Genomic DNA, 25,599 nt, shown 5'->3' with positions numbered 1-25,599 from the left:
CGCCGGCGCGGCCCTCGGTTCATCCGGTGGTCACCGACGCCGGGTGGCGCGCACGACGACGTCGTGCAGGGGGACCGCTCGGTCCCCGCGGCCGGTGAGCGTGCGGTGGTGCTCCTCGGCGGTGACGATCTCCCACGCCGCGCCGTCGAGGCGCGCGGTGACGGCCGCGGCGGTGGCCGACGCCTCGGCGGGAGGGTGGTGACCGTGGCCGGTGGAGCCGGGGATGTCCAGGTGCCCGACGATGAGCAGCGTGCCGCCGGGAGCCACCCATCCCGCGATGCGGTCGTAGAACTCCAGCTGGGGCATCGCCGGGTGGGCGTAGTGGGTCATGACCAGGTCGAACCGCTCATCGGGGCTCCAGACGCGCAGATCCGCCTCGACCCACCGCAGGCGCTCGCCCGCCCCGCCCGCCCCGCCGGCCCCGCTGGCCGCCGCGCGTGCGGCGGCGCGGGCGAGGGCCTCGGACGAGATGTCGGCCGCGGTGACGTGCCAGCCCCGGGCGGCGAGCCAGATCGCCTCGGCGCCGCCGCCGCACCCCGCGTCCAGTGCCGTGCCGGGGGTCAGCCCGCCGGTCTCACGCGCGAGGTACGGGTTCGGCGGGTTGCCGCCCATGGACCCGGCGCCCCCGTCGCGCCATCGCCGCTCCCAGAAGTCCTTGTCGAACGCGTGCGTCATCGGCCGTCCTCTCGTCGCCTCGGTACGCGCATCATGGTGCTGAGGGGCCGGGCGGATGAGCAAACGTTGTTGCCGATCGGCAAAAATGGGTGGGTGGACGACGCCATGGACCGCACCCTTGACGCCGTGGGGCCGAGGCTGAAGCGCCTTCGGCTGCAGCGGGACGTCACCCTCGCCGGCCTCGCGAAGGAGACCGGGATCTCGGTCAGCACCTTGTCCCGGCTGGAGGCGGGTCTGCGCCGCCCGACGCTGGAGCAGCTGCTTCCCCTCGCCCGCGCCCACGGGGTCACGCTCGACGAGCTCGTCGACGCGCCGCCGACCGGCGACCCGCGCGTCAACCTGCGTCCGATCCCCTGCGGCGACGGCTCGGTCGTGCTGCCGCTGACCCGCAGGCCCGGAGGAATCCAGGCCTACAAGTTCGTCATCCCGGCCGGGAGCGACGCCGCCGAGCCCCGGTTGCGCACCCACGAGGGCTACGACTGGGTCTATGTCCTCAACGGTGAGCTCCGCCTCGTCCTCGGGGAGCACGACCTCACGCTCCGGCCCGGGGAGGCCGCGGAGTTCGACACGCGTACCCCGCACTGGTTCGGGGCCGGCGGCGCCGGTCCCGTCGAGTTCCTGAGTCTCATCGGGAGACAAGGCGAACGCGCGCACGTCCGCGCGGCACCCAGGCGCGGCCCGGCCGAGGCGTGAGGCCCGGGCGCCCCTCAGGAGCGGTCCGGCGCCTGGCTGCCGGGTTCGTGCCGGCGCCCCGAGGCGCCGGCAAGGGAGCGCACCAGCGCCACGGCGTCGTCCAGGAGCCGTCTCTCGGCCTGGCTCAGCGTCGGGTTCGCGGCCCGTGCTCTCAGCGGCGTCTCCAGGTCGATGGCATGGTCGGCATCGCTGAGCAGGGAGCCCAGGACCGCGTGGGCCAGCGGCGCCTCCGCCCGCCGGCTCACCGCGGCCTCCGCCAGGATCAGCGCGGACATCCCCCAGTCCAGCGCGGGATCCCCCTCCCCGGCGTCGGCCCAGTCGATCACCATCGGCCCGTCGGGCGTGAGCATCACGTTCTCCGGGTGCAGGTCGAGGTGGAGGACACGATCCGCCGGATCGGCCGAGATCCGCGCCGGGAGAGCATGCAGACGACGCAGCAGGGTCGCCAGGGTCGCGCCGGCCTCCTCCGGGGTGATCACGCCGTGCTGGAGCGCCTCGACCATGGTCGGGCCGGACAACCGTTCCATGATCAGGTCTCTGTCCGCGGCCGATCTGACGCGCGGCACCGGATACCCCTGGCAGGAGAGGTGGCGCATGACGGCCGCCTCGGCGGAGGGGTCACCGCCGTCCCGGTATCGGCGCAGCACCCAGGCGTCGTCGATCACGAACACGTCGGCGGTGCGGCCTGAGCCGAGGAGGGAGCCGGTCTGCATGCGAGGAGCATAGGGCGCACGACGGTGCGAACCTCAACTGCCTCACGGTTCCGTGCGGACCGCCGGCCACGACGCTCCTCACCGGCCGTCCTGCCCGATGACGTCCGCGATCCACGACCGGTAGTGGGTGACGTCGGTCCAGATGCCGGCTCCCGGCCTGCCGTCGGGCGTGGTGGCGCAGCCGGCGGCGCCTCCGGAGCGCTGGTCCTCGTCGTCGCCGTCGCGCGAGGTGGCGCCGATCAGCTCCCACCGGCCGGCCACGCGCCGGACCTGCGGACCGCCCGAGTCGCCGTTGCAGGCGTTGGCCGCCGCGCCGGAGAGCGCGCCGGTGCAGACCTCGGTGCCGTGGTCGAGGGACGTGCACCGCTGGTCGGCCAGGCGTACGGTGTCGAGCTCCCGCAGCTGCTGAGGGCCTCCTCCGCAGGTCCGGCGGTAGTCGCAGGTCATGCCCCAGCCGATGACGCGGGTCGGCTCGCCCACCCGGCCGGGGCCGTCGGCGATGGGGACGGGCGTCTGGGGGACTCGCCGGTCGAGCTTGACCAGCGCGAGATCTCCCTCGGGGACCCTGCCGAGGCGGGGATCGTAGCGGTGGGGGTAGGTGATGACGCGCTCGACGCCGGCGACGGAGCCGCCCTCGTCGCGGTCGAGGGACCCGACGCGCACCCGGGTCTTGCCGGGCTTCAGCAGGCCTTCGCAGTGGGCGGCGGTGACGACCCAGTCGGGGGAGACGAGCGAGCCGCCGCAGTGGTGCGCGGGCAGCGACGGCAGCCGGAGGGAGACCATGAACGAGTAGGTCTCGCTCGCCGTTCGCCCGCCGATGATGGCGGCGTGGTCGGCGCCCGCCCCGGCGGCCTGGGGCGTCCCCTGGAGGGGGGTCGTGGCGGCGGCCGTACCGGCAGAGATCAGGGCGATCCCGGCGGCCATGCCCGTGGCGAGCAGCGCGGCTCGCTTCCTGATTGTCGTGAACACACACATCTCCATGGGGTACGTCCGGTGGGGGCGGAGGTGTGGCCAGGGGGTTGTGCGGGCCAGGCTACCTGCGGTTTTGCGCGGAAGCGAGGCGGGCGGGTCGCGGCTCGGTCCCGCTCGACGGCTCCCTGCGGACGTCCGAAGACGTACAGCTGCTTTTCGTCGGTCCCGACGGTCGCCCTGTCGTGGTGGTCGCCTGCCAGGGGTTAGGCGATGGCGGCCAGGCCCGCTTCGGCGATTCTGATGTCGTCGCTCCAGTGGCCGCCGCAGACCCCGATGCCACCGATCGGGTGGCCGCCCGCGGTGATGGGGATGCCGCCGCCGAAGGTGACGATCCGGTCGATCTGGGCGGGGACGCCTGTGGCCAGCGGGGCGTCGTCCTTGATGAAGTCGTGCCAGGCCTGGGTGGTCATGCCGAATCCGGCGGCGGTGCAGGCCTTGTCGGTAGTGACCTGGATGGTGATGTGCGGAGCGCCGTCCATGCGGGCGAAGGCGTTCAGGTGCCCGGCGGCGTCCACCACCGCGACGGAGTAACGCTGGTCGGTGACCTCGGCGGCGGCGATGGCGGCCTCGATGACGGCGCGGGCGGCCTGGTTGGTCAGGATCGCGGTGAACGCGGGGCCGTAGCCGACGCTCGCGATCAGGGCGCCCAGGATCGGCGGGGTGGCCGAGGCGACGGCGTTCTGGGCGGTGTTCTGAATGCCCAGCGCGCGCCCGGACCAGGCGCGTCCGGCATGTTCGGCCACGGCGGCGAAGGCCAGGCCGTTGGGGCTGACGGAGCCGTGAGCCGACCCGATCCGCCCACCAGCCGGCCGCCAGGCGGATGGCGGCTCCGCCGACCTGCCCGGCGGCCAGCAGGCGTCCGGCGGTGACGGGGTCGAAGTGCTGGGCGTCCACCAGGAACACCAGCGCGAAGGTGGCCACGGTGAACTGCGGCACGATCAGCAGGGAGCTGGCGGCGTGGATGCGCCACAGCACCGGGGTGCGATACGGCGAACCGGGACGTGCGCCTTGTCCTGCGGCCGCCCGCTGCGGGTCGCGGACCAGCGCCACCACCAGTGCGGCGGCGACCAGGCAGCGAGCGGCTGCCCGGACGTGTCGCCGTCGCCTGATCGGCCACCGGCGCGCCTATGCCGGTGCAGGCCGGTGTCGAGTCGGTCGGCTGGGTGGCCCGCTCGCCGGTTCGGTCAGGGTGCAGTCCACGCCGGGGCGGCACGGTCCGCTCCACCAGGCCGTTGCGCTCCAGCATGCGCGGGTTCTGGGTGAGCATCTTGTGGCTGATGCCGTCGATCTCGTCGCGCAGCTCGCTGAAGCTCGACGCCTACCGGCAGGTGTCGATCGCGACGGGGTCGAAACCGGTCTTCGTCGCCGGGCAGGTCGCCTGGGACGCCGACGGGGTCACGGTCGGCGCCGGCGACCTGGCCGCCCAGGTGAGCAGTGCCACCTCAGCTTCGCCACCGCCCTGCGGGGGCGGCGAAGCTGGGGGTCACCCCGGTGCCGCCGGCCACGCTGCTGGGCGTCGCGGCGCTGGACGTCCCCGAGCACCTGGTTGAGATCGAGGCCACCGCGGTCATCGACTGAGCGGGGCCGGCAGCCCTGCGGCGCCGGTCGTCACGGCGCCGCGCAGGCGGCGATCCTCGCGTGGTCCTCCTCGGTGAGCGGCCGCAGCAGTCCCGCGTTCTCCCGCGCGAACTTCTGCACGAGCGGCTGCAGGTTCTGGACGGACGCGGTGACGTAGATCGAGGACACGCCCGCGCTCACGTCGACGCCGGCCGGAATGGGAACCGTCATGCTCGACTGGTCCCCGTTGGCCGTCGCGGGGAGGAGGCGGCGGAGGTTGGACACCTGGGCCTGGGTGATCCCCGCCCCCCTGAGGGACAGCAGCACGATCCCCGTCAGGATCAGGCCGCCGACGACGGTGACGATCGCCACCCGGTCCGACCCGTTCACCCGGACGCGCATGAAGGGACCGAGCTCGAACTCCACGTTGTTGGGCTGGTTGTCGGCCTGCGCCTGAATGACGACGTCTTCCTCCTCGTTGCCGGCCTCCGCGGAATCATTGTGCTTCCACGGAGTGATGACGAATTGGTCCACGTCCGCCAGTGAATATGCGTTGAACGCCAATGTGACGTCGAACTTCTCCAGCTTCGGGATGAGGATGCTCGATCCTTTGAGTTTGTCGCCCATGGCGGGCGGGAAGTAAAGGCCGACCCCGTCCTCGAATGATTGATTGACCGCCCAGATGTGGCTGTTCTCGTCCTGCCAGAAAATCACCTGGCCGATCTTCTGGTTGGCTCCGGTGCCGGTCGGGCCGAAATGCGCGAACCCGTCGCGGCCCTGGATCGTCCCCGCGATCTTGCCGATCGTCGTGGCGACGGAGAGAGCAGTGTCCAGCCAGCCCATGATGAACTCCTCCAGTCATGATTTCCTTCGGCCGAGCCCGGCCGCCATGTGCGCCGAAACTATCAGCGCGGTCCGGCTCGGGGCCGGTTCGCCCCGGACGGCTTCTGCCTGTTTCGGCAAGATCTTCCTTTTCGTGGCGGTGATTGGCCATGGTGATGTCGTGACCGATTCCACCCGCTGTGCCTCCCGGATTCATGGAAGTCGGCGTGATTGGCTTTTCATCGTCAATCGACTCCTTTTCGTCAGGAGGGCGCCATGCCTCTGGATCCCACACTCGCCAGCATCCACGTCGCGCTCGACGCCGATGGGCGCCTGGAGGCGTTCGCCCGAGGCGTCGACAGCACGCTGCAACACATCTGGCAGACCAGCCCCAACGGCGACTGGAGCCAGTGGGAGAGCCTCGGCGGCATGATCGTCACGGCCCCGACCGTCTTCCGCGACGGCCAGGCGCGCCTGGAGGTGTTCGCGCCGGGCATCGACAGCGGCGTCCGCCACATCCGGCAGACCGGCACGGGCGGATGGAGCGGGTGGGACGACCTCGGCGGCAAGTCTCTCGGCGGCGAGGTCGCGGTGTTCCAGAACGCGCAGGGACAGCTGGCCGCGTTCGTGCGCGGAGCCGACAACACCCTTCAGTACATCTGGCAGACCAGCCCGGACGGCGAATGGGGCGGGTGGAAGGACCTCGGCGGCCGGCTGCTCAGCGACCCGGCGGTGTTCCAGGACGCCGACGGGCGGCTGCAGGTGTTCGTCCGGTGGGCCGACGACGCCCTGTGGCACCTGGGACAGAGCAACGCCAACGGCGGCTGGGGCGAATGGCAGAGCCTCGGCGGCGTCCTGGCCGCCGGTCCGGCGGTGTTCCGGGACGCCGAGGGATGCCTGGAGGTGTTCGCGCACCGCTCCGACGACATGCTCAACCCGTTGTGGCACATCAGGCAGACCAGCCCCGACGGCGGCTGGGGCGAATGGCAGAGTCTCGGCGGGGACGTCCTCGGCGTCCCGGCGGTCCTCCAGGACCACTGGGGTCGCCTCGTCGTCCTGGCCCGTGGCGCCGACTCCGCCGTGTGGGAGATCTCCAAGACCGACGGCGCCTGGGGCACGTGGAGGTCACTCGGCGGGCAGGCGGCCGGTGACCCGGTTCTGGGTCGCAGCGCCGACGGCCGGCTGGAGGCCTTCTACCTCGGCTTCGACTCGGCCGTGTGGCACACGTGGCAGGGGGCGGACGGCGGGTGGAGGCCCGGCTGGGTCTCTCGCGGCGGCACCATCGCCAACTTCTGAACCCGTCCGGGACGTCGTGATCAGAGCGCCCGCTCCGCCTCCTGGGAGCCCTCGAACGCGCAGCGGATGAGGGTGTCCGCGGCGGCGCGGGCGTGCGCCGCCGCGTCCGGTTCGCCGGAGATGGCGGCCGTGGTCTGGGCGCCCTCGGCGAGCAGGACCAGCTGCGGGGCGAGATGCCCGGGGCCGCCCGCCTCGCGGACCAGCTCGGCGACGCGCCGCTGGAAGGACGCCTTCTGCTCCCGTACGGCCTCGGCGACCCGGTTGCTGTCGCCGCCGAGCTCGCCGAAGAAGTTGATGAAGGCGCAGCCGCGGAAGGTGTCCTCGCGGAACCACTCCGCCAGGAAGTCGAAGACCGCCAGCAGCCGATCGCGCGGCGTCCCGGCCCCGGAGACGGCGCCCGTGACGCCGGTGTCCCACTGGCGCGTACGGCGCCGGAGGACGGCCAGGACCAGGTCGTCCTTGGAGGGGAACAGCGCGTAGATGCGTTTCAGCGAGACGCCGGACTCGGTGCGGACGGTGTCCATGCCGACGGCCTGGACACCGTGGGCGTAGAACAGCCGGTCGGCGGTGGACACGACCCGTTCGCGCGCCGTCTCCTCGTCGATCACGGAACCTCCAACTTGCGCAGAGAACCATCGTTCTCTACTCTAGCGACAGACAGCGAGAGAACGACCGTTCTCCGCAGAAAGGGAGCGCCGTCATGGGCCACATCAAGGTCGGCACCGAGAACAGCACCGACATCGAGCTGTACTACGAGGACCAGGGGTCGGGTCAGCCCGTCGTCCTCATCCACGGCTACCCCCTGAACGGGCACAGCTGGGAGCGCCAGACCCGCGAGCTGCTGGCCGCCGGGTACCGGGTCATCACCTACGACCGCCGCGGCTTCGGCCAGTCCAGCAAGGTCGGCGGCGGCTACGACTACGACACCTTCGCCGCCGACCTCAACACCGTGCTGGAGACCCTGGACCTGCGCGAGGTCATCCTCGTCGGCTTCTCCATGGGCACCGGCGAGCTGGCCCGCTACGTGAAGAACCACGGCCACGAGCGGGTCGCCAAGCTCGCGTTCCTGGCGTCGCTGGAGCCGTTCCTGGTGGCGGCCGACGACAACCCCACCGGCGTGCCGCGGTCGGTGTTCGACGGCATCGAGGACGCCGCCCGGAGCGACCGCTACGCCTGGTTCACGCAGTTCTACAAGGACTTCTACAACCTGGACGAGAACCTGGGCACCAGGATCAGCCAGGAGGTCGTCACCGCGAACTGGAACACCGCCACCACCTCCGCCCCGGTCGCCGCCTACGCGGTGGTGCCGGCCTGGATCGAGGACTTCCGCGAGGACGTGGCCGCGGTGCGCGCCGCGGGCAAGCCGTCGCTGATCCTGCACGGCACCAAGGACAACATCCTGCCGATCGACTCCACCGGACGCCCCTTCCACCAGGCGTTCCCGGAGGCGGACTACGTCGAGGTCGAGGGCGCGCCGCACGGCCTGCTCTGGACGCACGCCGCCGAGGTCAACGAGGCGCTGCTGGCCTTCGTCGGCAAGTGACCCGGGCGGGGGTCAGCGCTCGCGGCGGCGCGGGCGCTCCCCGGCCAGCAGCTCGGCCAGGTGCACGGCGCGCGCCCGTGACCTCCTGCGCCGCAGGCCCTGGTCGAGCTGGCGGTAGCAGCCGGGGTTGACCACGGCCACGTAGTCCACCCCGGCCGCCTCGATCTCGTCCAGCTTGGCGTCCAGGACGCGCCGGCTGTCGCGGGGCCGGACCAGGGCGTAGGTGCCGGCCGCGCCGCAGCACGCGCCGGCCGACGGCAGCTCCACGTACGTGCCGATCCGCTCCAGCACCGCCCGCGGCTCGCGCCAGACGCCCAGGCCGTTGCGCAGGTGGCAGGAGTCCTGGAGGGCGATGCGCGGCCGGTCGGCCGCTTCCCCCGGGTCCCCGCCGGGCGGCGTGCGCGTGGCGGGCCGCGAGGGTTCCTCCCCGGCCGTCCCGTCGAGCCCGTCGCGCTCGTACGCGTACTGCGACAGCTCCTTGACCCGGTCGCGGCCGAGGACCGACGACAGGTGGGCCGCGCAGCCGCCCGAGGTGGTCACGATCGTGCCCGGCAGCCGGCGGCCCAGCTCCTCGGCCATCCGGCGGCCCCGGGCCGAGTCGCCGTTGTGGGCGTGCAGGGCGCCGCAGCAGCCCTGCGCCGCCGGGGCGGCCAGCTCGGGGAACAGCCGCCGGGCCGCCCGGCTCACCCTGGGGAACAGCGCGCGTTCGAAGCAGCCCAGCATCAGCGACGGACCCTGCGGCCCGCCCCGGGTGCGGGCGTGGCGGCGCGGCAGCCCGAGGAGCCGCACGCGCCAGCGGGCGTCGACCAGGATCATCAGCAGCCGGGCCACCAGCGGCCGGCCGCTGCCCTGCCACTGCTGGTCGCGCCACTCCTCCAGCAGGTCCCCGTACCGCACGCCGGCCGGGCAGACCGTCTCGCACGCCCGGCAGCCGAGGCAGAAGGACGCCTCCTCGCGCACCCGCGGGTCGTCGAGGGGCAGGGTGCCCTCGTCGAGGGCGCGCATGAGGTCGATGCGGCCGCGCGGCGAGGACGTCTCGTCCTTGGTCAGCGCGTACGTGGGGCAGGCCGGCAGGCAGAAGCCGCAGGCGATGCAGCGGTTGAGCAGGTCGGGGGTGAAGCCGGTCATGAGCCTGCCTTTCCGGGGTTGAGGATGCCCGCCGGGTCGAAGGCGGCCTTGATCCGGCGCTGCAGCTCGACCTGGGCGGCGCCGAGCCGCTCGGTCAGATAGGGGAGCTTGGCGGCGCCGACGCCGTGCTCTCCGGTGATGGTGCCGCCGAGCCGCATCGCCGTCCGGAAGATCTCGCCGAAGGCGCGGTGCGCCCGCTCGGCCGCCTCGTCGTCGCCCTTGTCGATGACGCACGTCGGGTGCAGGTTGCCGTCGCCGGCGTGCCCGAACGTGGCGATCGTGACGTCGTGCCGCTCGGCGATGTCCTCGATGTGGCCGACCATCTCGGCGATCCGGGGACGGGGCACGCCGACGTCCTCCAGGATGGTGATCGTGCCGAGCCGTGACAGCGCGGGCAGCGTGCAGCGGCGGGCGGCCAGCAGGGCCTCCGACTCGGCGGCGTGGCCGGCCACCGACACCTCGATCGCGCCGGTGTCGCGGCACAGCCCGGCCATGCGGTCGAGCCGGTGGGCGACGGCCGCGGGCTCGCCGTCGTCGCCGAAGATGAGCAGCGCTCCGGCGTCGCTCCTGAGCCCGAGCCGGGCGTGCCGCTCGACCGCGTCGACGCAGCGGGCGTCGAGGAACTCCAGGGTGGCCGGGACGATGCCGGCGGCGATGACGCGGGTCACGGCCCGTCCGGCGTCGGCCAGGGTGGGGAAGTAGGCCAGGCCGTTGCCGGCGCTCTCGGGGGCGGGCAGCAGGGCCAGCGTGACCTCGGTGATCACCCCGAGGGTGCCCTCGGAGCCGGTGAGCAGCCGGGTCAGGTCGTAGCCGGCGACGTCCTTCCAGAGCCGGCCGCCGGTGCGGACGACCTCGCCGGTGCCGAGCACCGCCTCCAGGCCCAGCACGTAGTTGCGGGTCACGCCGTACTTGAGACCGCGCAGCCCGCCGGCGCAGGTGGCGACGGTGCCGCCGATGGTGGCCACGCTCCTGCTGCCGGGGTCGGGCGCGTAGAGCAGGCCGTGGGCGGCGGCGGCGTCGGCGAGCGCGGCGGAGGTGACGCCGGGCTGGCAGACGGCGAGCAGTTCCTCGGCGCTGATCTCCAGGACGCGGTCGAGCCTGGTCAGGACCAGCACGATGCCGCCCTCCAGGGGGACGGTGGCCGAGCACAGGTTGGAGCCGGCGCCGCGGGGGACGACGGGGACGCCCCGCGCGGCGGCCAGCTTGAGCACGGCCGCGACCTCCTCGGTGGAGGCCGGGTGGACGACGGCGCCGGGCCGGGCGCGGAACAGGGGAGTGGCGTCCCGGGCGTAGGGGGTCACGTCGCCGTCGGCGTGCCGTACGTGCTCGGCGCCGACGATCGCGCGCAGCTCGCGCAGCGTGGCGGCGTCCAGCGGCTTCCCGGTCGCGGTGGTCTTCACGGGCATGGACCGCAACCTAACAGCATTCTGTATAGCGGTCTACTGTTCCATTATATGGAACGCCGATCACCGTGCTGTTGCGCGCCCCGGGCGGGCCGGAGGGTTGACAGCCGCATGCCGGGATGGTGTCCTATTCCCAATTCAGAACTGCATTCTGCGATACGGAATAGGCGCCATGCGGGAGGGACGACTCCGCCGGGACGCCCGGCCACCTCGCCCGGGCCGCGCGTCACCAGCGGGATCACCGCGGACGGGACCGCGAGGGACGCGCGGAGGACGCGGCACGACGCACCTCCTCTCCCGACCGCCGTTCCGTTCAACGGAATGATCATCGACAAAACAGACAGAAGGCTATACTCGCCACTTCAGCGGGCCCTCGGGCCCGCCGTGCTCCGCAAGGGAACAGCCCCATGGCACGCATCGTGTTCATCGGCGCCGGCAGCGTCGAATTCACCAAGAACGTCCTCTCGGACATCCTGACATTTCCAGAACTGGGGGAGTCCACCCTCGTCCTGCATGACATCGACGCCGACCGGCTGGCCACGGCCGAGGCCATGGCCACCTGGATGATGGGCGAGCTCGGCCTCGGCGCGAAGGTCGAGGCCCACCTCGACCGGCGCGCCGCCGTGGACGGCGCCGACTACGTCATCAACGAGATCGCCGTCGGCGGCCACGCCGCCACCGTGCGCGACTTCGAGATCCCGCGCCGCTACGGCCTGCGCCAGACGATCGCCGACACCCTCGGCATCGGCGGCATCTTCCGCGCCCTGCGCACCATCCCCGTCATGGTGCGACTCGGCGCGGACCTGGCCGAGCTGGCCCCGCACGCGCTGCTGCTCAGCTACACCAACCCGATGTCGATGATCCCGCGGGCCGTCTACGAGGGCAGCTCGTTCGACCGGGTCGTGGGCCTGTGCCACTCCGTGCGCGACACCCAGGCCCGCCTGGCCTCCCTCGTCGGCGTGCCGGAGGAGGAGATCTCGTTCGTCACCGCCGGGGTCAACCACCAGGCGTTCGTGCTCACCTTCGAGCGCGGCGGCCAGAGCCTCTACCCCGTGCTGGACGAGGTCATCGCCAACGACCCCGAGCTGCGCCGGACCGTCCGGGTGGAGATGTACCGGCGGCTGGGGCACTTCCCCACCGAGTCCAGCGAGCACGGCTCCGAGTACCTGCCCTGGTTCCTGCACCACGACGCCGAGGTGGAGCGCCTGCGCATCCCGATCGAGATCTACCTGCGGTGGTCGCAGGAGAACGTCGACACCTTCGAGGAGACCCGCCGCCGGCTGGCCGCCGGCGAGGGCGTGGAGATCGAGCCCGCCATGGAGCTGGCCTCGGAGGTCATCCACTCGATCGAGACGGGCACCCGCAGGATCGTCCACGGCAACGTCCGCAACGGCGGCCTGATCGGCAACCTGCCCGCCGCCGCCTGCGTCGAGGTGCCGTGCGTCGTGGACCGGGCCGGCGTGCGCCCCACCCGGATCGGCGACCTGCCGCCCCAGCTCGCCGCGCTCAACCAGACCTTCCTCAACGTCGGCGAGCTGACCGTGCGCGCCGCCCTCGAAGGCCGCCGCGACCACGTCTACCACGCGGCCATGCTGGACCCCAACACCTCCGCCACGCTGACGCTCCAGCAGATCCACGACATGGTGGACGAGATGATCGCCGCCCACGGCGACCTGCTTCCCGAGGGGATCCGATGAGACGCGCAGTGACCGCCGCGGCCGCCGCCCTGCTCCTGCCCGCCGCGCTGACCGCGTGCGGCGGCGACGGGACGCAGCAGCGGGCCGGCGGGCCCGTGGAGATCCTCATGTGGCACGGCCAGGAGGACACCTCCGCCAAGTCCATCGAGCGGCTCGTCGCCACGTACAACCAGACGCACACGGACGTCAAGGTGCAGATCACCTCCGGCGGCGTCACGGCCGACGGCATGCTGCCCAAGATCACCGCGGCGCTCACCTCGGACGCCCACCCCGACATCGCCTACCTGTACGGCTCGTGGGCGCCCAACATCGCGCGCAACCCCAAGACCGCCGACCTCACCCCGTACATCAAGGACCCCGCGGTGAAGTGGGACGACTTCTGGGCCGGCGAGCGCGCGACGGTCACGGTCGGCGGCAAGGTCATCGGCTTCCCCGCGGTGGTCGACAACATGGTCGTCCTCTACAACAAGAAACTGCTGGCCAAGGCCGGCCTCGAGCCGCCGTCGAAGGACTGGACGTGGGACGACTTCCGCGCCATGTCCAAGCGGGCCACCGACGCCCAGAAGGGGGTCTTCGGCACCACGTGGCCCATCAGCGGCGGCGAGGAGGCGGTGTGGGGCCTGTGGCCGCTGGTGTGGCAGGCCGGCGGCGAGATCCTCACGGCCGACAACAAGAAGGCGGCCTTCAACTCCGAGGCCGGGCGGCGCTCGCTCGACCTGCTGCGCGCCATGGCGGTGGACGACAAGTCCGTCTACCTCGACTCCAGCCCGGCCGAGAAGGGTCAGAAGCTGTTCGAGTCGGGGCGGCTCGCGTTCTTCCTGTCCGGCCCGTGGGTGCTGCCCGACCTGCAGGCGGCCGGGGTGGACTACGGCGTGGTCCAGCTCCCGGGCACCGCCGGCAACCACGAGACCATCTCCGGCCCCGACACCTGGACGGTCTTCGAGCACGACGAGCGGCGGGTCAAGGCCTCGGCCGCGTTCCTCGCCTGGCTCACCGCGCCCGAGCAGCAGCTCCAGTGGATGAAGGACACCGGCTCCCTGCCGATCCGGGCGTCGATCTCGCAGCAGCCCGGCTACGGCGACTACCTGAAGAAGTACCCCGGCATCGACGTCATCTCCGGCAACCTGGCCAACGCCAAGCGGGTGCGCCCGCCGACCACGTCGTACCCGCGCATCTCGTCGTTCGTCGCCGACGCCATCGCCAGGACCCTGCTCGGCAGGGCCGACGCCAAGTCGGCGCTGGACGAGGCGGCTGCCAAGACGGACGCGGCGCTCGCCGTGCCGGGCTCGTGACGAGCACCGCGACGGCCCTGAGCCGCGCCTCACGCCACACCACGCCGCCCGACCGGCGCAAACTGGCCGACAACATCACCGGCTGGACGTTCGCCGGGCCCGCCACGCTGATCATCCTCGGCTTCTCGCTGGTCCCGATGGCGTGGGCGCTCGCCCTGTCGTTCACGGACTCCGACCTCATGTCGCCGGGGCGCAACGTGGGGCTGGAGAACTACCGGGCGCTGGTCGCCGACCCGGTCTTCCACCAGGCGCTGCGCAACACCGCGCTGCTGCTGTTCCTGTACCTGCCGGCCTCGCTGGTGGCGGGCCTGGCCGTGGCGGTGCTGCTCAACCGCAAGGTGCGCGGCATCGGGTTCTACCGGACCTGCTTCCTCGTGCCGTACGTCGCCTCGGCCACCGCGGCCGGCCTGCTCATGGGTTACATCTTCGACCGCGACTTCGGCCTGTTCAACGGCATGCTGGTCAAGCTCGGCCTGCCGGCCCAGGGGCTGCTGAGCAGCCCGTCGCAGGCCATGCTCGTGCTGACCGTGATCTTCTTCTGGACGCGGTTCGGGTTCTCGGTGGTGATCTACCTGGCGGCGCTGCAGGAGATCAGCAAGGAGGTCGTGGAGGCGGCCGCCATCGACGGCGCGGGACGGTGGGCGACCTTCCGGCACGTCATCGTGCCGTCGGTACGGCACATGACGGTCTTCCTGGCGGTCTGGGGGATGATCGACGTGCTGCAGTTCTTCGACCTGGTCATGACGACCACGAAGGGCGGCCCGGCCAACGCCACGGTGACCATCGTCTACTACGTCTGGCAGCTCGCCTTCACCTACTTCACCGCCGGGTACGGCGCGGCCGTGGCGTACGTGCTGTTCGCCGGCACGCTCGTGCTGATCGTGGCCGGCCTGCTGCTCGCCCGGCGCAAGGGGGCGATGCGATGAGACGGCGCAGGCTTCCCAGCGGCTGGCACCTGGTGCTGGCCCCCATGTCGCTGGTCACCGTGCTGCCCTTCGTGTGGATGGTGCTCAGCTCGCTGATGACCCAGGCGGAGCTCAACCGGTTCCCGCCGCCGATCTGGCCCGACGCCGTCGACCTGGGCGGCTACCAGCGGGTGCTGGAGGGGTCGGACTTCCCGCGCTGGTTCCTCAACAGCGTCCTGGTCTCCGGGGCCATCGTGGTGGCCCAGGTGGTGCTGTGCGGCATGGCCGGCTACGCCTTCGCCCGCATCAGGTTCGTCGGCTCGCGGCTCGTGCTCGTCCTGGTCATCGCCACGGCGCTGATCCCGTTCCAGCTCACCGTCATCCCGACGTTCCTCATCTTCAACAAGGTGGGGCTGACCGACACGCTGGGCGCGCTGATCGTGCCGCAGCTCAGCTCGGCGGTGGGCATCTACCTGATGACGTCGTTCTTCCAGTCGTTCCCCAAGGAGCTGGAGGAGGCCGGCCGCATCGACGGCTGCTCGCGTTTCGCCGTGTTCTTCCGGGTGGTGCTGCCGGTGGCCAAGCCGGCGCTGGCCGCGCTGGCCGTCATCACCTTCATCACGGCCTGGAACGACCTGTTCTGGCCGCTGGTCGTCATCAACTCGGAGGCGAAGTACACCGTGCAGGTGGGGCTGACCACGTTCCAGGGCCAGCACCGCGCCGACTGGCCCGCCGTCATGGCGGGCACGGTGCTCACCACGCTGCCGGTGCTCGGCGTCTTCCTGTTCGGCCAGCGCCGCTTCATCCAGGCGCTGACCGGCGCGGTCAAGGGCTGAGGTCCCGTGCGGGCGGCTCTCGCCGCCCGCACGGGCTCCCCTGCACGGGTCACCCGCACGGGCTCACATGACGGCGAGCTGGCCGCCGTCGATGACGAGCTCGGTCCCGTGCACGAACGCCGCGTCGTCGGAGGCGAGGAACGCGTAGCCGGCGGCGACCTCCTCGGCCAGCCCCGCCCGGCCGAGCGGGATGTGGTCGCGCTCGTACGCCGAGACGAAGTCGCCCTCCAGCCCCGCCGCGATGGCGGAGTTGAGCGGCGTGCGGATGTAGCCGGGGCACAGCGCGTTGACCCGGATCCCGTGCCGGCCCAGCTCGACCGCCATCGTCTTCGTCAGCAGCAGCACGCCGGCCTTGGAGGCGTTGTAGTGGGCGTAGTCGCCCTCCCCGCCGATCCCGTTCGTGGAGGACATGTTGAGGATCACCCCGCCGCGGCCCTGCGTCACCAGCAGCCGCGCGGCGGCCTGGGCGACGAGGAACATGCCGCGCAGGTTGACCGCGACGACCCGGTCCCAGTGCTCCGGCGTGATCTCCAGGAACGGCTCGCGCCAGGCGGTGCCGGCGTTGTTGACCAGCACGTCCAGCCCGCCGAGCGCGGTCGCGGCGCCGTCGACCAGGCCGGTCGCGTCGCTCTCGGAGCTGACGTCGCCGGCCAGCCCGCTCACCTCGCCCAGCGGCGCCAGCTCGGCCACGGTCCGCTCCACCTCGCCGGGGTCCAGCCCGCCGATCACGACGCGGGAGCCCTCCTGGAGGAAGCGCCGGGCGGTGGCGGCGCCGATGCCGCTGCTGCCCCCGCTGATCAGCACCCTCTTGCCCGCAAGTCCACGCATGACGATCCCTTCTCCTGCTCTGTGCCCTTCGCCTGCTCGGCGCTCAGCGCACGGCGCCGCGGGCGGCGACGCGCAGTTCGGTGACGACCCGGCCGTCCTCGACACCGCACGCCACGTCGAACAGGTTCGTGACGGTGCAGGCGTGCCCCGGGATGAGCTGTACCCGGGTGCCGACCGGCAGCTCGCCGTCGTGGGCGTGCTCCGGGTCGAGCCGGGCGACGGCGTGCTCCTCGTTGAGGAAGTCCATGCGCAGCCACGGGATGCCGGCGGCCCGGATCCAGCCGGGCGAGCCGGCGTTGTCGGAGGTGAGGCACTTGGTACCGGCGTCGAGCACGACCCGGTCGGGGGAGGGGCGGGCGATGACGGTGGCCAGCACGCGCGAGGCCGCGCTCCGCTCGGTGGCGACGCCCAGGCGGATCATGGCGGTGTCGTTGAAGATGTAGGTGCCGGGCCGGATCTCGGTCACTCCGGCGACCCCGGCGACGTGCCGGGCGGTGGGGGTGCTGCCGACGCTGATCTCCCGCAGCTCGATGCCGTCGCGGGCGCACAGCTCGGCGGTGGCGACCAGGTCGGCGCCCTCGCGGCGGGAGACCTCGGCCAGCTCGGCGGGCGTGCGCGCGTGGTAGGCGTGCCCGGCCAGGGTGAGCAGCCCGACGACCTCGACGCCGGGGATCGCCGCGATCTCGGCGACCAGGTCGGCGGTGGGGCGTCCGGGCGGGCGGCCCAGCCGGTGCTGGCCGGTGTCGACCTCCACCAGCACCTCGACGGGCGAGCCGGTGCGCAGGCCGAGCCGGCCCAGGCCGGCGGCGACCTCGGGGGAGTCCAGGCTGACGCGCACCGTGGCGCGCTCGCGCAGCGCCTCCAGGCGCCGCACCTTGGGCTCGCCCCAGATCGGGAAGGCGAGCAGGATGTCGTCGATCCCGGCGTCGGCCATGATCTCGGCCTCGCCGAGCTTGGCGCACGTGATGCCGCGCGCCCCGGCCTCGATCTGCATGAGGGCCAGCTCCGGCATCTTGTGGGTCTTGACGTGGGGGCGCAGCGCCACGCCGTGGGTGGCGGCCACCTTCGCCATCTCGGCCACGTTGGCGCGGACCGCGCCCAGGTCGATGAGGAGTGCCGGGGTGTCGAGCTCGGGATACATGGTGTCCTCTCGGCCGCACGGATACGGCATGAAGCTAGCACTTGTTCCGCTTCATGGTCCAGCGTTCTGTTATGCGGAACATAGTGGCCGAGGCCGCTTTCGATGGCTTCCGGCGGGTCGTCAGAGCCCCGCCGGGCCGGCGTCCGGCTCTCTTCGGGAGTGGACGAGGGTGTGCCGGGCGGCGCCTCCGGGGTGGCGTTGCCGCCTGAAAGGCGGGGTCCCCTTGACAGGCCGCGGACGCGGATGATGTCCTGACAGCAATTCAGAATAGCGTTTCGCCATACGGAATACAACTCATTAGGAAGCAGGCAGATATGAGGCTAGGAACGGTCCGCGTCGGGGACGGAGCCAGGCTCCCCGCCGTGGAGAGGGACGGGCTCTGGCACGCCCTGGACATCCCGGCGGGCGTCACCCTCGAGGCGCTGCTCGCGCAGGGTCCCGGCGAGACGCGGCGCGCGGCCGACGGCGCCGTCGGGCCGCTGCCCGGCGCGGTGCCGGTGGCGCCGCTACGGCCGGGCAAGATCGTCGCCATCGGCCTCAACTACCTCGACCACATCCGCGAGACCGGGATGGACAAGCCCGCCCGCCCGCTGATGTTCGCCAAGTTCCCCTCCAGCGTGATCGGGCCCGGCGAGCCCATCGTCATCGACTCCGGGCTGACCGGCAGCGTCGACTGGGAGGTGGAGCTGGCCGCCGTCGTCGGCACGCCCCTGCGGCACGCCGGCCCCGCCGAGGCGCTGGCCGCGGTCGCCGGCTACACCGTGGCCAACGACGTCTCGGCCCGCGACCTGCAGTTCTCCGACGGCCAGTGGACGCGCGGCAAGAGCCTCGACACCTTCTGCCCCCTCGGTCCCGTCGTCGTGACCCCCGACGAGCTGGGCGACCCCCAGGGGCTGCGCCTGCGCACCGTGGTCAACGGCGAGACCGTGCAGGACTCCAGCACCGCGGAGATGCTCTTCGGCGTCGCCGAGCTGCTGTCGTTCTGCTCGGCCTCCTTCACCCTCGAACCCGGCGACGTCGTGCTCACCGGCACCCCGTGGGGCTGCGGCGCCTTCATGGACCCGCCGCGCTCCCTCAGCCCCGGTGACGTGGTCGAGGTGAGCGTGGAGGGCATCGGCGAGCTGCGCAACCCCGTCGTGGACGGCACCCGATGAGGGCGGTGGTGTTCACCGCGCCGGGCGTCGTCGAGATGCGCGAGGTGCCCGAGCCCGCGCCCGGCCCCGGCGAGGTCCTCGTCCACGTGGCCGCCTCCGGCATCTGCGGCAGCGAGCTGCACGGCGTGCGCACCCCCGGCTTCCGCGTGCCGCCGCTCGTCATGGGCCACGAGTTCGCCGGCAGCACCGACGACGGGAGCCGGGTGGTCGTCAACCCGATCCTGTCGTGCGGGCGCTGCGACCTGTGCGCAGCCGGCCTGCGCAACGTCTGCCGGGAGCGGCGCATCGTGGGCGTCCACACGCCCGGCGCGTTCGCCGAGCGGGTCGCCGTGCCCGCCGGGGCCCTCGTCCCGGTGCCCGACTCGCTCGGCTGGACGGCCGCCGGCGTCGTGGAGCCCGCGGCCAACGCCGTGCACGCCTGGGAGCTGGCCGGCGCACCCGCGGGCGTCCGGGTGGGCGTCATCGGGGCCGGCGCCATCGGGCTGGCCTGCCTGCTGGTCGCCAGGTCCAGTGGCGCCGCCCGGGTCGAGGTGGCCGACCGCTCCGAGGAGCGCCTGGCCGCCGCCTCCCGGCTCGGCGCCGACGCCGCCGTCTCCCGGCTGTCGGGCGAGTACGACGTCATCTTCGACGCGGTCGGGGCCGCCGTCACCCACGAGCAGTCGCTGGCCCTGCTGCGGCCCGGCGGGACGGCGCTCTGGCTCGGGCTGGCCGACAGCGACGCCGGGTTCGACGCGGCCGCACTGGTCCGGGGGGAGAAGCGGGTGCTCGGCTCCTTCGCCTACCGGGACGCCGACTTCGCCGCCGCCGTGGACCTCGTGGGACGGTGGGACCTGAGCTGGGTGGACACCTTCCCGCTGGAGGAGGGGGCCGAGGTGTTCACCGCCCTCATGAACGGCCGCGCGACCCCGGTCAAGGCGTTACTCGCGCCCTGACCGCGAAGGCCCTCCCATCCCGCCGCCGGGCCGCACCCTTGGACAGCCGGCACCCTCGGGACAGCCCGCATCTGGGGGCCGGCCGCATCTCAGTGACATCCCTCCGTCCGGGAAGGGCCATCCTCATCCCAGCGACCGCTCTCATCCGGAAGCGGACTCCCCGTCCCAGAGAGAAGCGTCATCCCCGGGGAGGGCCCCTGCCACCAAAGGCCGCATCCCACGGAAGGGCCGCATCCCACGGAAGGGCCAGATCCCCTGAGGGGCCGCATCCCGCCGAAAGCCCCCGCCCTCCGCCACCCCCCAGTCACCGCCGGCCCGAGCGCTCTCCGGCCGGGTCTCCGAACGTCTCGCGTCCCTCCTGAGACTCCGGCCGCGGTTCTCCCGCGTCGGTCAGCGGCGCGGGGGCGCCGTCGCCCTCCCCGCGCCCTCCGGCCGTTCTCCCGGGCTCCTCCGCGTCCGCCACGCGTGTCGTCCGCGTGGCGGGCGCGCTCATGTGCCCGCCCGGCGCTGGAAGGGAGGGGCGCCGGGCGGAGCTCAGCTGGCGTCGCGATAGGGGTTGGCGGGGAGGCCCTCGACGGAGGTACGGCAGCGCAGCAGCTCGCCGCCCGCCGCGCCGTCCCACGCGGTCGTCACGTACAGGTCGGTGAGGCCGGGGCCGCCGAAGGCGCAGCTCGTGACGTTGCGGACGGGGATCTCGACGGCCAGGTCCAGCCGCCCGTCCGGGCGCAGGCGCAGCACCGCTCCGCCGTCCCACAGGGCGACCCACACGTGACCTCGCGCGTCCACCGTGATGCCGTCGGGCTTGCCGCGCGTGATCTCGGCGAACGTCCGCCGCCCCGCGAGCCGCCCGTCGGCGGGGTCGTAGTCGAAGACGTCCACCCGGTTGGTGAGGGTGTCCACGTAGTAGCACAGCCGCTCGTCCGGGCTCCAGGCGATGCCGTTGGAGATGCCGACCCCGTCCAGCACCCGCTCCGCGCGGTGATCGGGGCCGAGCCGGTACAGGGCTCCGGCGCCCGGGGTGTCGTCCTCGGCCTTGGTGCCGGCGAAGAAGCGGCCCGCCCGGTCGCAGGCCCCGTCGTTCATGCGGTTGCCGGGCCGTTCGGCGGCGGTCACCGGCGCCACCACCTCCAGGCCGTCCACCACTGCCAGGCCGTCCACCATCTCCGGGTCGTCCGTCGCGGGCCGGTCCCAGGCGGGCTCGTCCAGCAGCGCGAAGCCGTCGCGCACGGCGAGCGCCAGCCCGCCGGCGGCCCGCGGGACCGCCACCCCGACGGGCTGCCCCACGCCGATCGCGGCGTGGGTGCCGTCGGCCGGGTCCAGGCGGCGCACCAGGCCCTGCGGGATGTCCACCCACAGCAGCGTGCCGGTGCGCTCGTCCCAGCGCGGCCCCTCGCCGAGCCGCGAAGACGGCACCGCGACGATCTCGGGCTCGGAGACCCCGGTCATCGGATCCTCCGGGAACGGCCGGCCGCACGAGGACACTTCAGGACAATCATCGAGACCTCATTCCGTTATGCAGAACGATCTTCCGCGCAGATGAGACGCGGAGTCGGGTGAGAGAGTGGCGACGTGGCGGAGGCGGGCAGCGGTCGCGCGGGCCGCGATCGGAGCGGGGTCACGGCCGCGACCGGGGCTGGGGGTCAGGACTCGCCGCGGGCGTAGAGACCGGAACCCGGTGCCGGCCTTGCCGCAGGCGGGGGGCCGGAACGCGGCACCGGCCCCGCGCCGGGGCGTGTGATCGGAATGCGCTGACGGCCTCGCGACGGATCGGGAGATCGGGGATCGGAAGTGGCGATGACCTCACGCGGGACCGGGGACGGGGATCAGAACTCGGCGATGGCCTTGGTCAGGGCCGTGCCGATCTCCTCCATGCGGGCCGGCGGCATGCGGTCCTTCAGTGCCGTCACGCTCACCGCGGCCACCGGCGTGGGCTTGCCCATGAACACCGGGGCGGCCACGCACCGCACGCTGGGCTCGTTCTCCTCCAGGTCGAGGGCGTAGCCGCGCTCGCGGATCAGCGCCATGTGGGCGGCCAGCTTCGCCGGGTTGGTGATGGTGGACCGGGTGGGCGCGGCGAGCGGCCCGTGGCGTTCGGCCCACGCCTTGATCGCCTCGTCGGTGGGGTAGGTCCAGGCCAGCAACGCCTTGCCGACGCCGGTGGCGTGCGCGGCGTTGCGCCCGCCCACCACCGACGTCATCGTGATCGCCCGCATCGTCTCGACCTTGTCCAGGTAGACGACCTCGGCGCCGTCGAGCGTGGCCATGTGCACCGTCTCGGCGAACTCCTCGCTGAGGCGCAGCAGCAGCCGGTGGATGACGGCGCGGACGTCCATGGTCTCGTAGAAGCGGAACGCGGTCGCGAGCATCTCCGTGCCGAGGAAGTACGGCCCGCCGGGATCGGGCTGCGCGGCGAACCCGCGGTGCTTGAGCGCGCCCAGCAGGCGGTGCAGCGAGCTCTTGGGCAGCCCCAGCCGGGTGGACAACTCGTCGATGGTCATGCCTCTGCTGTGCCTGCCGATCTCCTGCAGGATCAGCAGAGCGCGATCGACGCTGGTCACAGGCGACTGCGTACCGCTCACGGTTCCTCCTCCGACGGCCCGGTGGCCGGAGTTTTCCGAATCATGGAATGCTATCGCGTTGGGCGGAATGATGCCACCGTAGATCACCGCCCGGCGAGGCGGGCGTCAGAAGACCCGCATGTGGTGGAACAGCTCGTACGCCTCGTCCCTGGCCCCGAACGCTGCCGCCTCCGAGCGTTTGACCGCCAGGTAGGCATCGCGCCGCAGCGGGCCCAGCGCCTCCATGAGCATCTCGTCGGCCTCCAGCGCGTCGAGCGCCTCCTCCAGCGACGCCGGCAGCCGCCGATAGCGTCCCGGCCGGGTGTCGGGGTCCACGTCGACCGGCTCGCCGGGGTCGAGCTTGCGGCGCAGCCCGTCGAGGCCGGCGTGGATGACCGCCCCGAGCGACAGGTACGGGTTGGCCGAGGAGTCGGACGGCTTGAGCTCCAGGTTGGGCTCGCCGCCCTCGCCCAGCGGCGAGCAGATCCGTACGGCCGCCTCCCGGTTGTCGGGCCCGTGGACGGCGTACGCGCCGGCCCACGAGCGCGGCGCCAGGCGGCGGAAGGAGTTGACCGTGCCGCAGGTGAGCGCGGTCAGGGCGGGCAGGTGGGCGAGCAGCCCGCCGACGAAGCACTCCAGCTCCTCGCCGCCGTCGGCGAAGACGTTGCGCGAGTCCCGCCACAGCGACAGGTGCAGGTGCGCGCCGTTGCCCGCCTCGCCGGCGAGGGGCTTGGGGGCCAGCGTGGCCCACATCGCCATGCGCATCGCGACGCCGCGCACGGTCTCGCGGTACAGGACGTGGTTGTCGGCGGCCCGCAGCGCGGGGGCGTGCCGGATGGACAGCTCCTGCTGGCCCGGCCCGAGCTCGGGGTGGTAGTGCTCGACCCGGAGTCCCTGCGTCTCCAGCGCGCGGATGAGCTTGATCGTGTAGTCGTGCGCCGTGTCGAACCCGGTGCCCGCGTAGCAGAGGGTGTCGTCGATCGGCACGACGCGGTCGGGGCCGCCCGAGGGGTCGGGCAGGCGCCGTCCCAGGGTGAATTCGGGTTCGAAGGCCGCCATCAGCGTGTAGCCCTCGGCGGCCAGGGCCTCGATCGCGTCCTTGAGGAAGGTGCGCGAGCAGGCGTCCCAGGGCGAGCCGTCCTGCCGCCGCAGGTCCGAGAGCATCGCGGCGGCGCCCGGTGCGTACGGGAGCGGGACGTACGTCGCAGGGTCCGGGACGATGCGTACCTCACCCACCGGACCCATGTGCTCGACGTCCTGCAACTGATCGAGCATGTTCATCGCCATCATGGCCACCGTGTGCCCGATGCCCGTGGTGAGGCGCTCGGCCAGCCGCGACCGGGACGCCGCCTTGCCGCGGATCACCCCGCCGTGGTCGGCGTACAGGAAGCGGATGAGCTCGACGCCTTCGAGCTCGGCCCGCTCCAGGATGCGCCGCACGTGGGGATCAGGCTGGTTGACCTTGGTGGCGGTGAGGCGATCTCTCATCCTGTCTGCGTAACACGTTCCGGGGGTACGGGGAAGCGTCTGACGCGGACAGGAAGGCAGCTCACGCTAGAACATTGGTAAAGAAGACGGCCAACTGATTGGCTCCATGAACGATTCCGTCGAACACGCCGTTGACCGCGGACGCGGCCTGGGCCGGCCGGGTGAACAGGTAGAAGATCACAAAGGCCACGAGCACGTACGTGGCTACCTTCTTGACCTGCATGGGGGCCTCCTGCAGTCCATTCCCAGCCGTATATACCCGGATCTGGGCGATCACTGGCATCTTCTATGAAGATGTTCTTGATCCTAACCGGGGGGCTTCCTTCTCACGCCATGGTACGGATCACGGGACTAGCCGAGGGGGTATCAGAGTTGTTGCCCCGGTATGCCAGGCGCAGCAGGAGGTACGCCGGGAGCCCGACGGGCGACAGCAGGATCGTCAGCACCATGACCGGGACCATGAGCAGAGGGTGCACGCTCCGCTCCCTGCTGTCGAGGTAGATCCACCGGCCGAGGAACAGGTCCCAGGCGATGATCTGCGCCCACAGGGCGGCCAGGGCCTCCGGGGTGGCGACCAGGGCCGTCAGCCCGGCCAGCGAGGGTCTGGTGACGACCGGCCAGACCAGGCCGAGCACCGGAACCAGCAGGACGAGGTTCACCGCCAGGGCGGGCAGCACGACGAGCGGCGAGGCCGCCACCCTGCGGGTGACCGACCAGGTGGGGGCCAGGATCATCAGGGCCCAGAACGGCGCGGCGGCGTAGAAGCTCAGGTCGAACAGGGTCGCGGTGCTCATCGGTGACTCTCCGGTCGGACGGGGGACGGGACGCCGGCCCCGCCGGTGACGGCGGGACCGGACGACGTGCGGCGGGCGGCCGGGTTCCTTCCGCCCGGGTGCGGACGGGTCATCGGGCGGCGGCTTCCGCGGAGGCGGAGGCGGGGGCGGAGGCGGGGGTGGGAGCGGGGGCGGGGACGGGGACGGCCATGGGGACGTGCCTCGGGGCGCGGGTGCGGGTGGACGCCACCACGCCGGCGATCATCAGCAGGACCAGGGCGCCCGCCGCGGCCAGGGTGAGCCCGTCGGGGTGGATCAGCGACTGCCCGCGCTGCGCCTGCCACAGGACCAGCCCGAACACGCCCGCGTACCCGACGCCGGCGGTGATCGTCAGGCCCTGCCGTACCCGCTCGGGGGCGAGGACGGGGAAGCGGTGGGACAGGGCCGCGAGGGCGAGGGGCAGCAGCGGCAGGAGCTGCAGGGCGTGCATGCCGACGAAGTGCGGGACGCGCAGGTCGCCGGCGACGGTGCTCCAGCCGAGCAGCGGCAGGCCGGGCCCGCCGTCGGGGGCGGCGACGGTGTGGGCCCCGATGACGCCGCCGTCGACGCTCTGGCCGGGCCGCGGGCCGAGCATGAGGCCGCCGCTCGCGAGCCCCAGGGTGGAGACCACCAGCCCGAACCGGACCGCCCAGGTGGAGGGCCCGTCGGCCTGCCGGTCGAGCAGGACGGCGACGGCGGCGACGATGTTCGCCACCATCAACCCGATGATCATCATGCCCATGACGCCGAACAGGACGGCGTCGAACGGCGTGGCGGCGTTGAAGTGGCTGCGGTGGCCGCGGGCCGCCTGGAAGGTGATGACCGCGACCTCGGCGACCCCCGCCACGGCGAGGACGGTGCCGGCCATGCGGCCCCAGCGGCGCTCGCGGCGCTGCAACGACAGCAGCCAGGCCCAGGTGAAGGAGTAGAGCGCGACCGACATGGCGAACTTGAGCGGCTTGGCCCAGACGGGCACGCCGTCGAGTGTGCGGTCGTCCAGGACGAGCGCCATGGCGGTCACCACGGCGAGGACGGACATGAGCCCCGTCGAGACCATCAGCGGGCGGTGCCAGCGTGACATGACGTCTCCTTGGTTGGATAGCGGATAGTGCTACTTACTACTATCTATAGCTAAACTCTCCACTGTCCACAAG

At 72.4% G+C, this 25,599-nt stretch carries 27 protein-coding genes and 1 pseudogene; 10 read left to right on the top strand and 18 right to left on the bottom strand.

The genetic code is table 11. The annotated features are described in order from the left end of the window. Positions 1–30 precede the first annotated feature (30 nt). Positions 31–675 carry a class I SAM-dependent methyltransferase gene (locus HT134_RS06750; protein WP_175599308.1) on the bottom strand — a complete coding sequence of 215 codons (645 nt, stop codon included), beginning with the start codon at positions 673–675 and terminating at the stop codon, positions 31–33. Between the two features lie 105 nt (positions 676–780). Here HT134_RS06750 and HT134_RS06745 point away from each other — a divergent pair, with 105 nt between their 5' ends. Beyond that, on the top strand, positions 781–1,368 hold the full coding sequence (locus tag HT134_RS06745; protein WP_246363561.1) for a helix-turn-helix domain-containing protein: 588 nt from the start codon (positions 781–783) through the stop codon (positions 1,366–1,368). A 14-nt stretch (positions 1,369–1,382) separates the two neighbouring features. Here HT134_RS06745 and HT134_RS06740 read toward each other — a convergent pair whose 3' ends face one another. From HT134_RS06740 to HT134_RS46775, 5 genes and pseudogenes are all read right to left on the bottom strand, one after another. After that, on the bottom strand, positions 1,383–2,081 hold the full coding sequence (locus HT134_RS06740) for a phosphotransferase (RefSeq protein WP_175599306.1): 699 nt from the start codon (positions 2,079–2,081) through the stop codon (positions 1,383–1,385). A gap of 78 nt (positions 2,082–2,159) precedes the next feature. Next, the gene (locus tag HT134_RS06735; protein ID WP_217707220.1) at positions 2,160–3,050 is read right to left on the bottom strand and encodes a S1 family peptidase; all 891 of its coding nucleotides are present in this window, start codon (positions 3,048–3,050) and stop codon (positions 2,160–2,162) included. A 206-nt stretch (positions 3,051–3,256) separates the two neighbouring features. Continuing rightward, positions 3,257–3,796, bottom strand: a complete 540-nt coding sequence (locus tag HT134_RS06730; protein ID WP_217707219.1) for a GlcG/HbpS family heme-binding protein — start codon at positions 3,794–3,796, stop codon at positions 3,257–3,259. Positions 3,797–4,257: 461 nt separating this feature from the next. Then, a pseudogene (locus HT134_RS44620) lies at positions 4,258–4,362 on the bottom strand (winged helix-turn-helix transcriptional regulator); the annotation flags it as partial. A gap of 9 nt (positions 4,363–4,371) precedes the next feature. After that, positions 4,372–4,494 (bottom strand): hypothetical protein, encoded by a 123-nt coding sequence (locus HT134_RS46775; RefSeq protein ID WP_281387375.1) that lies wholly within the window; start codon positions 4,492–4,494, stop codon positions 4,372–4,374. Here HT134_RS46775 and HT134_RS45310 point away from each other — a divergent pair. Then, entirely contained in the window at positions 4,488–4,631 is a 144-nt protein-coding gene (locus tag HT134_RS45310; protein WP_246363560.1) for a RidA family protein, read from the top strand. The two genes, HT134_RS46775 and HT134_RS45310, sit on opposite strands and share 7 nt — an antisense overlap. Positions 4,632–4,661: 30 nt before the next feature. Here HT134_RS45310 and HT134_RS06715 read toward each other — a convergent pair whose 3' ends face one another. Then, complete coding sequence (locus HT134_RS06715; RefSeq protein ID WP_175599305.1) at positions 4,662–5,453, bottom strand: hypothetical protein; 792 nt, start codon at positions 5,451–5,453, stop codon at positions 4,662–4,664. Between the two features lie 255 nt (positions 5,454–5,708). Between HT134_RS06715 and HT134_RS06710 the strand changes: the two genes are divergently transcribed. Further along, positions 5,709–6,728 (top strand): PLL family lectin, encoded by a 1,020-nt coding sequence (locus tag HT134_RS06710; protein ID WP_175599304.1) that lies wholly within the window; start codon positions 5,709–5,711, stop codon positions 6,726–6,728. Between the two features lie 20 nt (positions 6,729–6,748). Here the strand turns inward: HT134_RS06710 and HT134_RS06705 are convergent, their stop codons facing one another. Next, entirely contained in the window at positions 6,749–7,336 is a 588-nt protein-coding gene (locus HT134_RS06705) for a TetR/AcrR family transcriptional regulator (protein ID WP_175599303.1), read from the bottom strand. Between the two features lie 92 nt (positions 7,337–7,428). Between HT134_RS06705 and HT134_RS06700 the strand changes: the two genes are divergently transcribed. Continuing rightward, entirely contained in the window at positions 7,429–8,271 is an 843-nt protein-coding gene (locus HT134_RS06700) for an alpha/beta fold hydrolase (protein ID WP_175599302.1), read from the top strand. Between the two features lie 12 nt (positions 8,272–8,283). On the opposite strand, the gene HT134_RS06695 is transcribed toward HT134_RS06700, so the two are convergent. Both HT134_RS06695 and HT134_RS06690 read right to left on the bottom strand, forming a co-directional pair. Further along, on the bottom strand, positions 8,284–9,399 hold the full coding sequence (locus tag HT134_RS06695; RefSeq protein WP_175599301.1) for a (Fe-S)-binding protein: 1,116 nt from the start codon (positions 9,397–9,399) through the stop codon (positions 8,284–8,286). Continuing rightward, positions 9,396–10,805 (bottom strand): FAD-binding oxidoreductase, encoded by a 1,410-nt coding sequence (locus tag HT134_RS06690; RefSeq protein WP_175599300.1) that lies wholly within the window; start codon positions 10,803–10,805, stop codon positions 9,396–9,398. The genes HT134_RS06695 and HT134_RS06690 overlap by 4 nt, the downstream gene beginning before the upstream one ends. A gap of 404 nt (positions 10,806–11,209) precedes the next feature. On the opposite strand from HT134_RS06690, the gene HT134_RS06685 reads away from it, so the two are divergent. Genes HT134_RS06685 through HT134_RS06670 form a run of 4 tightly spaced genes read left to right on the top strand, consistent with a single transcriptional unit; the run spans position 11,210 to position 15,532 of the window. Further along, positions 11,210–12,499: an alpha-glucosidase/alpha-galactosidase gene (locus HT134_RS06685; RefSeq protein WP_175599299.1), complete on the top strand. Its 1,290-nt coding sequence runs from the start codon at positions 11,210–11,212 to the stop codon at positions 12,497–12,499. Beyond that, on the top strand, positions 12,496–13,791 hold the full coding sequence (locus tag HT134_RS06680; protein ID WP_175599298.1) for an ABC transporter substrate-binding protein: 1,296 nt from the start codon (positions 12,496–12,498) through the stop codon (positions 13,789–13,791). The genes HT134_RS06685 and HT134_RS06680 overlap by 4 nt, the downstream gene beginning before the upstream one ends. After that, positions 13,788–14,717 carry a carbohydrate ABC transporter permease gene (locus HT134_RS06675; RefSeq protein ID WP_175599297.1) on the top strand — a complete coding sequence of 310 codons (930 nt, stop codon included), beginning with the start codon at positions 13,788–13,790 and terminating at the stop codon, positions 14,715–14,717. The genes HT134_RS06680 and HT134_RS06675 overlap by 4 nt, the downstream gene beginning before the upstream one ends. Continuing rightward, positions 14,714–15,532, top strand: a complete 819-nt coding sequence (locus HT134_RS06670; protein ID WP_175599296.1) for a carbohydrate ABC transporter permease — start codon at positions 14,714–14,716, stop codon at positions 15,530–15,532. The genes HT134_RS06675 and HT134_RS06670 overlap by 4 nt, the downstream gene beginning before the upstream one ends. Before the next feature lie 63 nt (positions 15,533–15,595). Here HT134_RS06670 and HT134_RS06665 read toward each other — a convergent pair whose 3' ends face one another. Both HT134_RS06665 and HT134_RS06660 read right to left on the bottom strand, forming a co-directional pair. Further along, positions 15,596–16,360 (bottom strand): SDR family NAD(P)-dependent oxidoreductase, encoded by a 765-nt coding sequence (locus HT134_RS06665; protein WP_175599295.1) that lies wholly within the window; start codon positions 16,358–16,360, stop codon positions 15,596–15,598. Positions 16,361–16,403: 43 nt separating this feature from the next. Next, complete coding sequence (locus HT134_RS06660) at positions 16,404–17,501, bottom strand: alanine racemase (protein ID WP_175599294.1); 1,098 nt, start codon at positions 17,499–17,501, stop codon at positions 16,404–16,406. 362 nt (positions 17,502–17,863) lie between these two features. On the opposite strand from HT134_RS06660, the gene HT134_RS06655 reads away from it, so the two are divergent. Together HT134_RS06655 and HT134_RS06650 are read left to right on the top strand one after the other, a co-directional pair. Then, on the top strand, positions 17,864–18,655 hold the full coding sequence (locus HT134_RS06655; RefSeq protein ID WP_217707218.1) for a fumarylacetoacetate hydrolase family protein: 792 nt from the start codon (positions 17,864–17,866) through the stop codon (positions 18,653–18,655). After that, the gene (locus HT134_RS06650) at positions 18,652–19,587 is read left to right on the top strand and encodes a zinc-binding dehydrogenase (protein ID WP_175599292.1); all 936 of its coding nucleotides are present in this window, start codon (positions 18,652–18,654) and stop codon (positions 19,585–19,587) included. Before HT134_RS06655 ends, HT134_RS06650 begins: the two co-directional genes overlap by 4 nt. Positions 19,588–20,121: 534 nt before the next feature. Here the strand turns inward: HT134_RS06650 and HT134_RS06645 are convergent. The 6 genes from HT134_RS06645 to HT134_RS06620 all read right to left on the bottom strand — a co-directional run bounded on the left by HT134_RS06645 (position 20,122) and on the right by HT134_RS06620 (position 25,526). Next, positions 20,122–21,033, bottom strand: a complete 912-nt coding sequence (locus HT134_RS06645) for an SMP-30/gluconolactonase/LRE family protein (RefSeq protein WP_175599291.1) — start codon at positions 21,031–21,033, stop codon at positions 20,122–20,124. 377 nt (positions 21,034–21,410) lie between these two features. Continuing rightward, positions 21,411–22,145, bottom strand: coding sequence for an IclR family transcriptional regulator (locus HT134_RS47555; RefSeq protein WP_217707217.1), 735 nt, complete (start codon positions 22,143–22,145; stop codon positions 21,411–21,413). 126 nt (positions 22,146–22,271) lie between these two features. Beyond that, complete coding sequence (locus HT134_RS06635) at positions 22,272–23,633, bottom strand: glutamine synthetase family protein (protein WP_175599289.1); 1,362 nt, start codon at positions 23,631–23,633, stop codon at positions 22,272–22,274. 61 nt (positions 23,634–23,694) lie between these two features. Next, the gene (locus tag HT134_RS06630) at positions 23,695–23,910 is read right to left on the bottom strand and encodes a hypothetical protein (protein WP_175598176.1); all 216 of its coding nucleotides are present in this window, start codon (positions 23,908–23,910) and stop codon (positions 23,695–23,697) included. A 49-nt stretch (positions 23,911–23,959) separates the two neighbouring features. After that, complete coding sequence (locus HT134_RS06625; RefSeq protein ID WP_175599288.1) at positions 23,960–24,427, bottom strand: ABA4-like family protein; 468 nt, start codon at positions 24,425–24,427, stop codon at positions 23,960–23,962. 109 nt (positions 24,428–24,536) lie between these two features. After that, complete coding sequence (locus HT134_RS06620) at positions 24,537–25,526, bottom strand: hypothetical protein (protein ID WP_175599287.1); 990 nt, start codon at positions 25,524–25,526, stop codon at positions 24,537–24,539. Positions 25,527–25,599: the final 73 nt, after the last annotated feature.

The organism is Nonomuraea rhodomycinica, from assembly GCF_013363995.1.
In the GTDB taxonomy this organism is placed as follows: Bacteria; Actinomycetota; Actinomycetes; order Streptosporangiales; family Streptosporangiaceae; genus Nonomuraea; species Nonomuraea rhodomycinica.
Note: the sequence above shows the minus strand (reverse complement) of the source record. Positions and strands in the feature narration are given on the sequence as shown.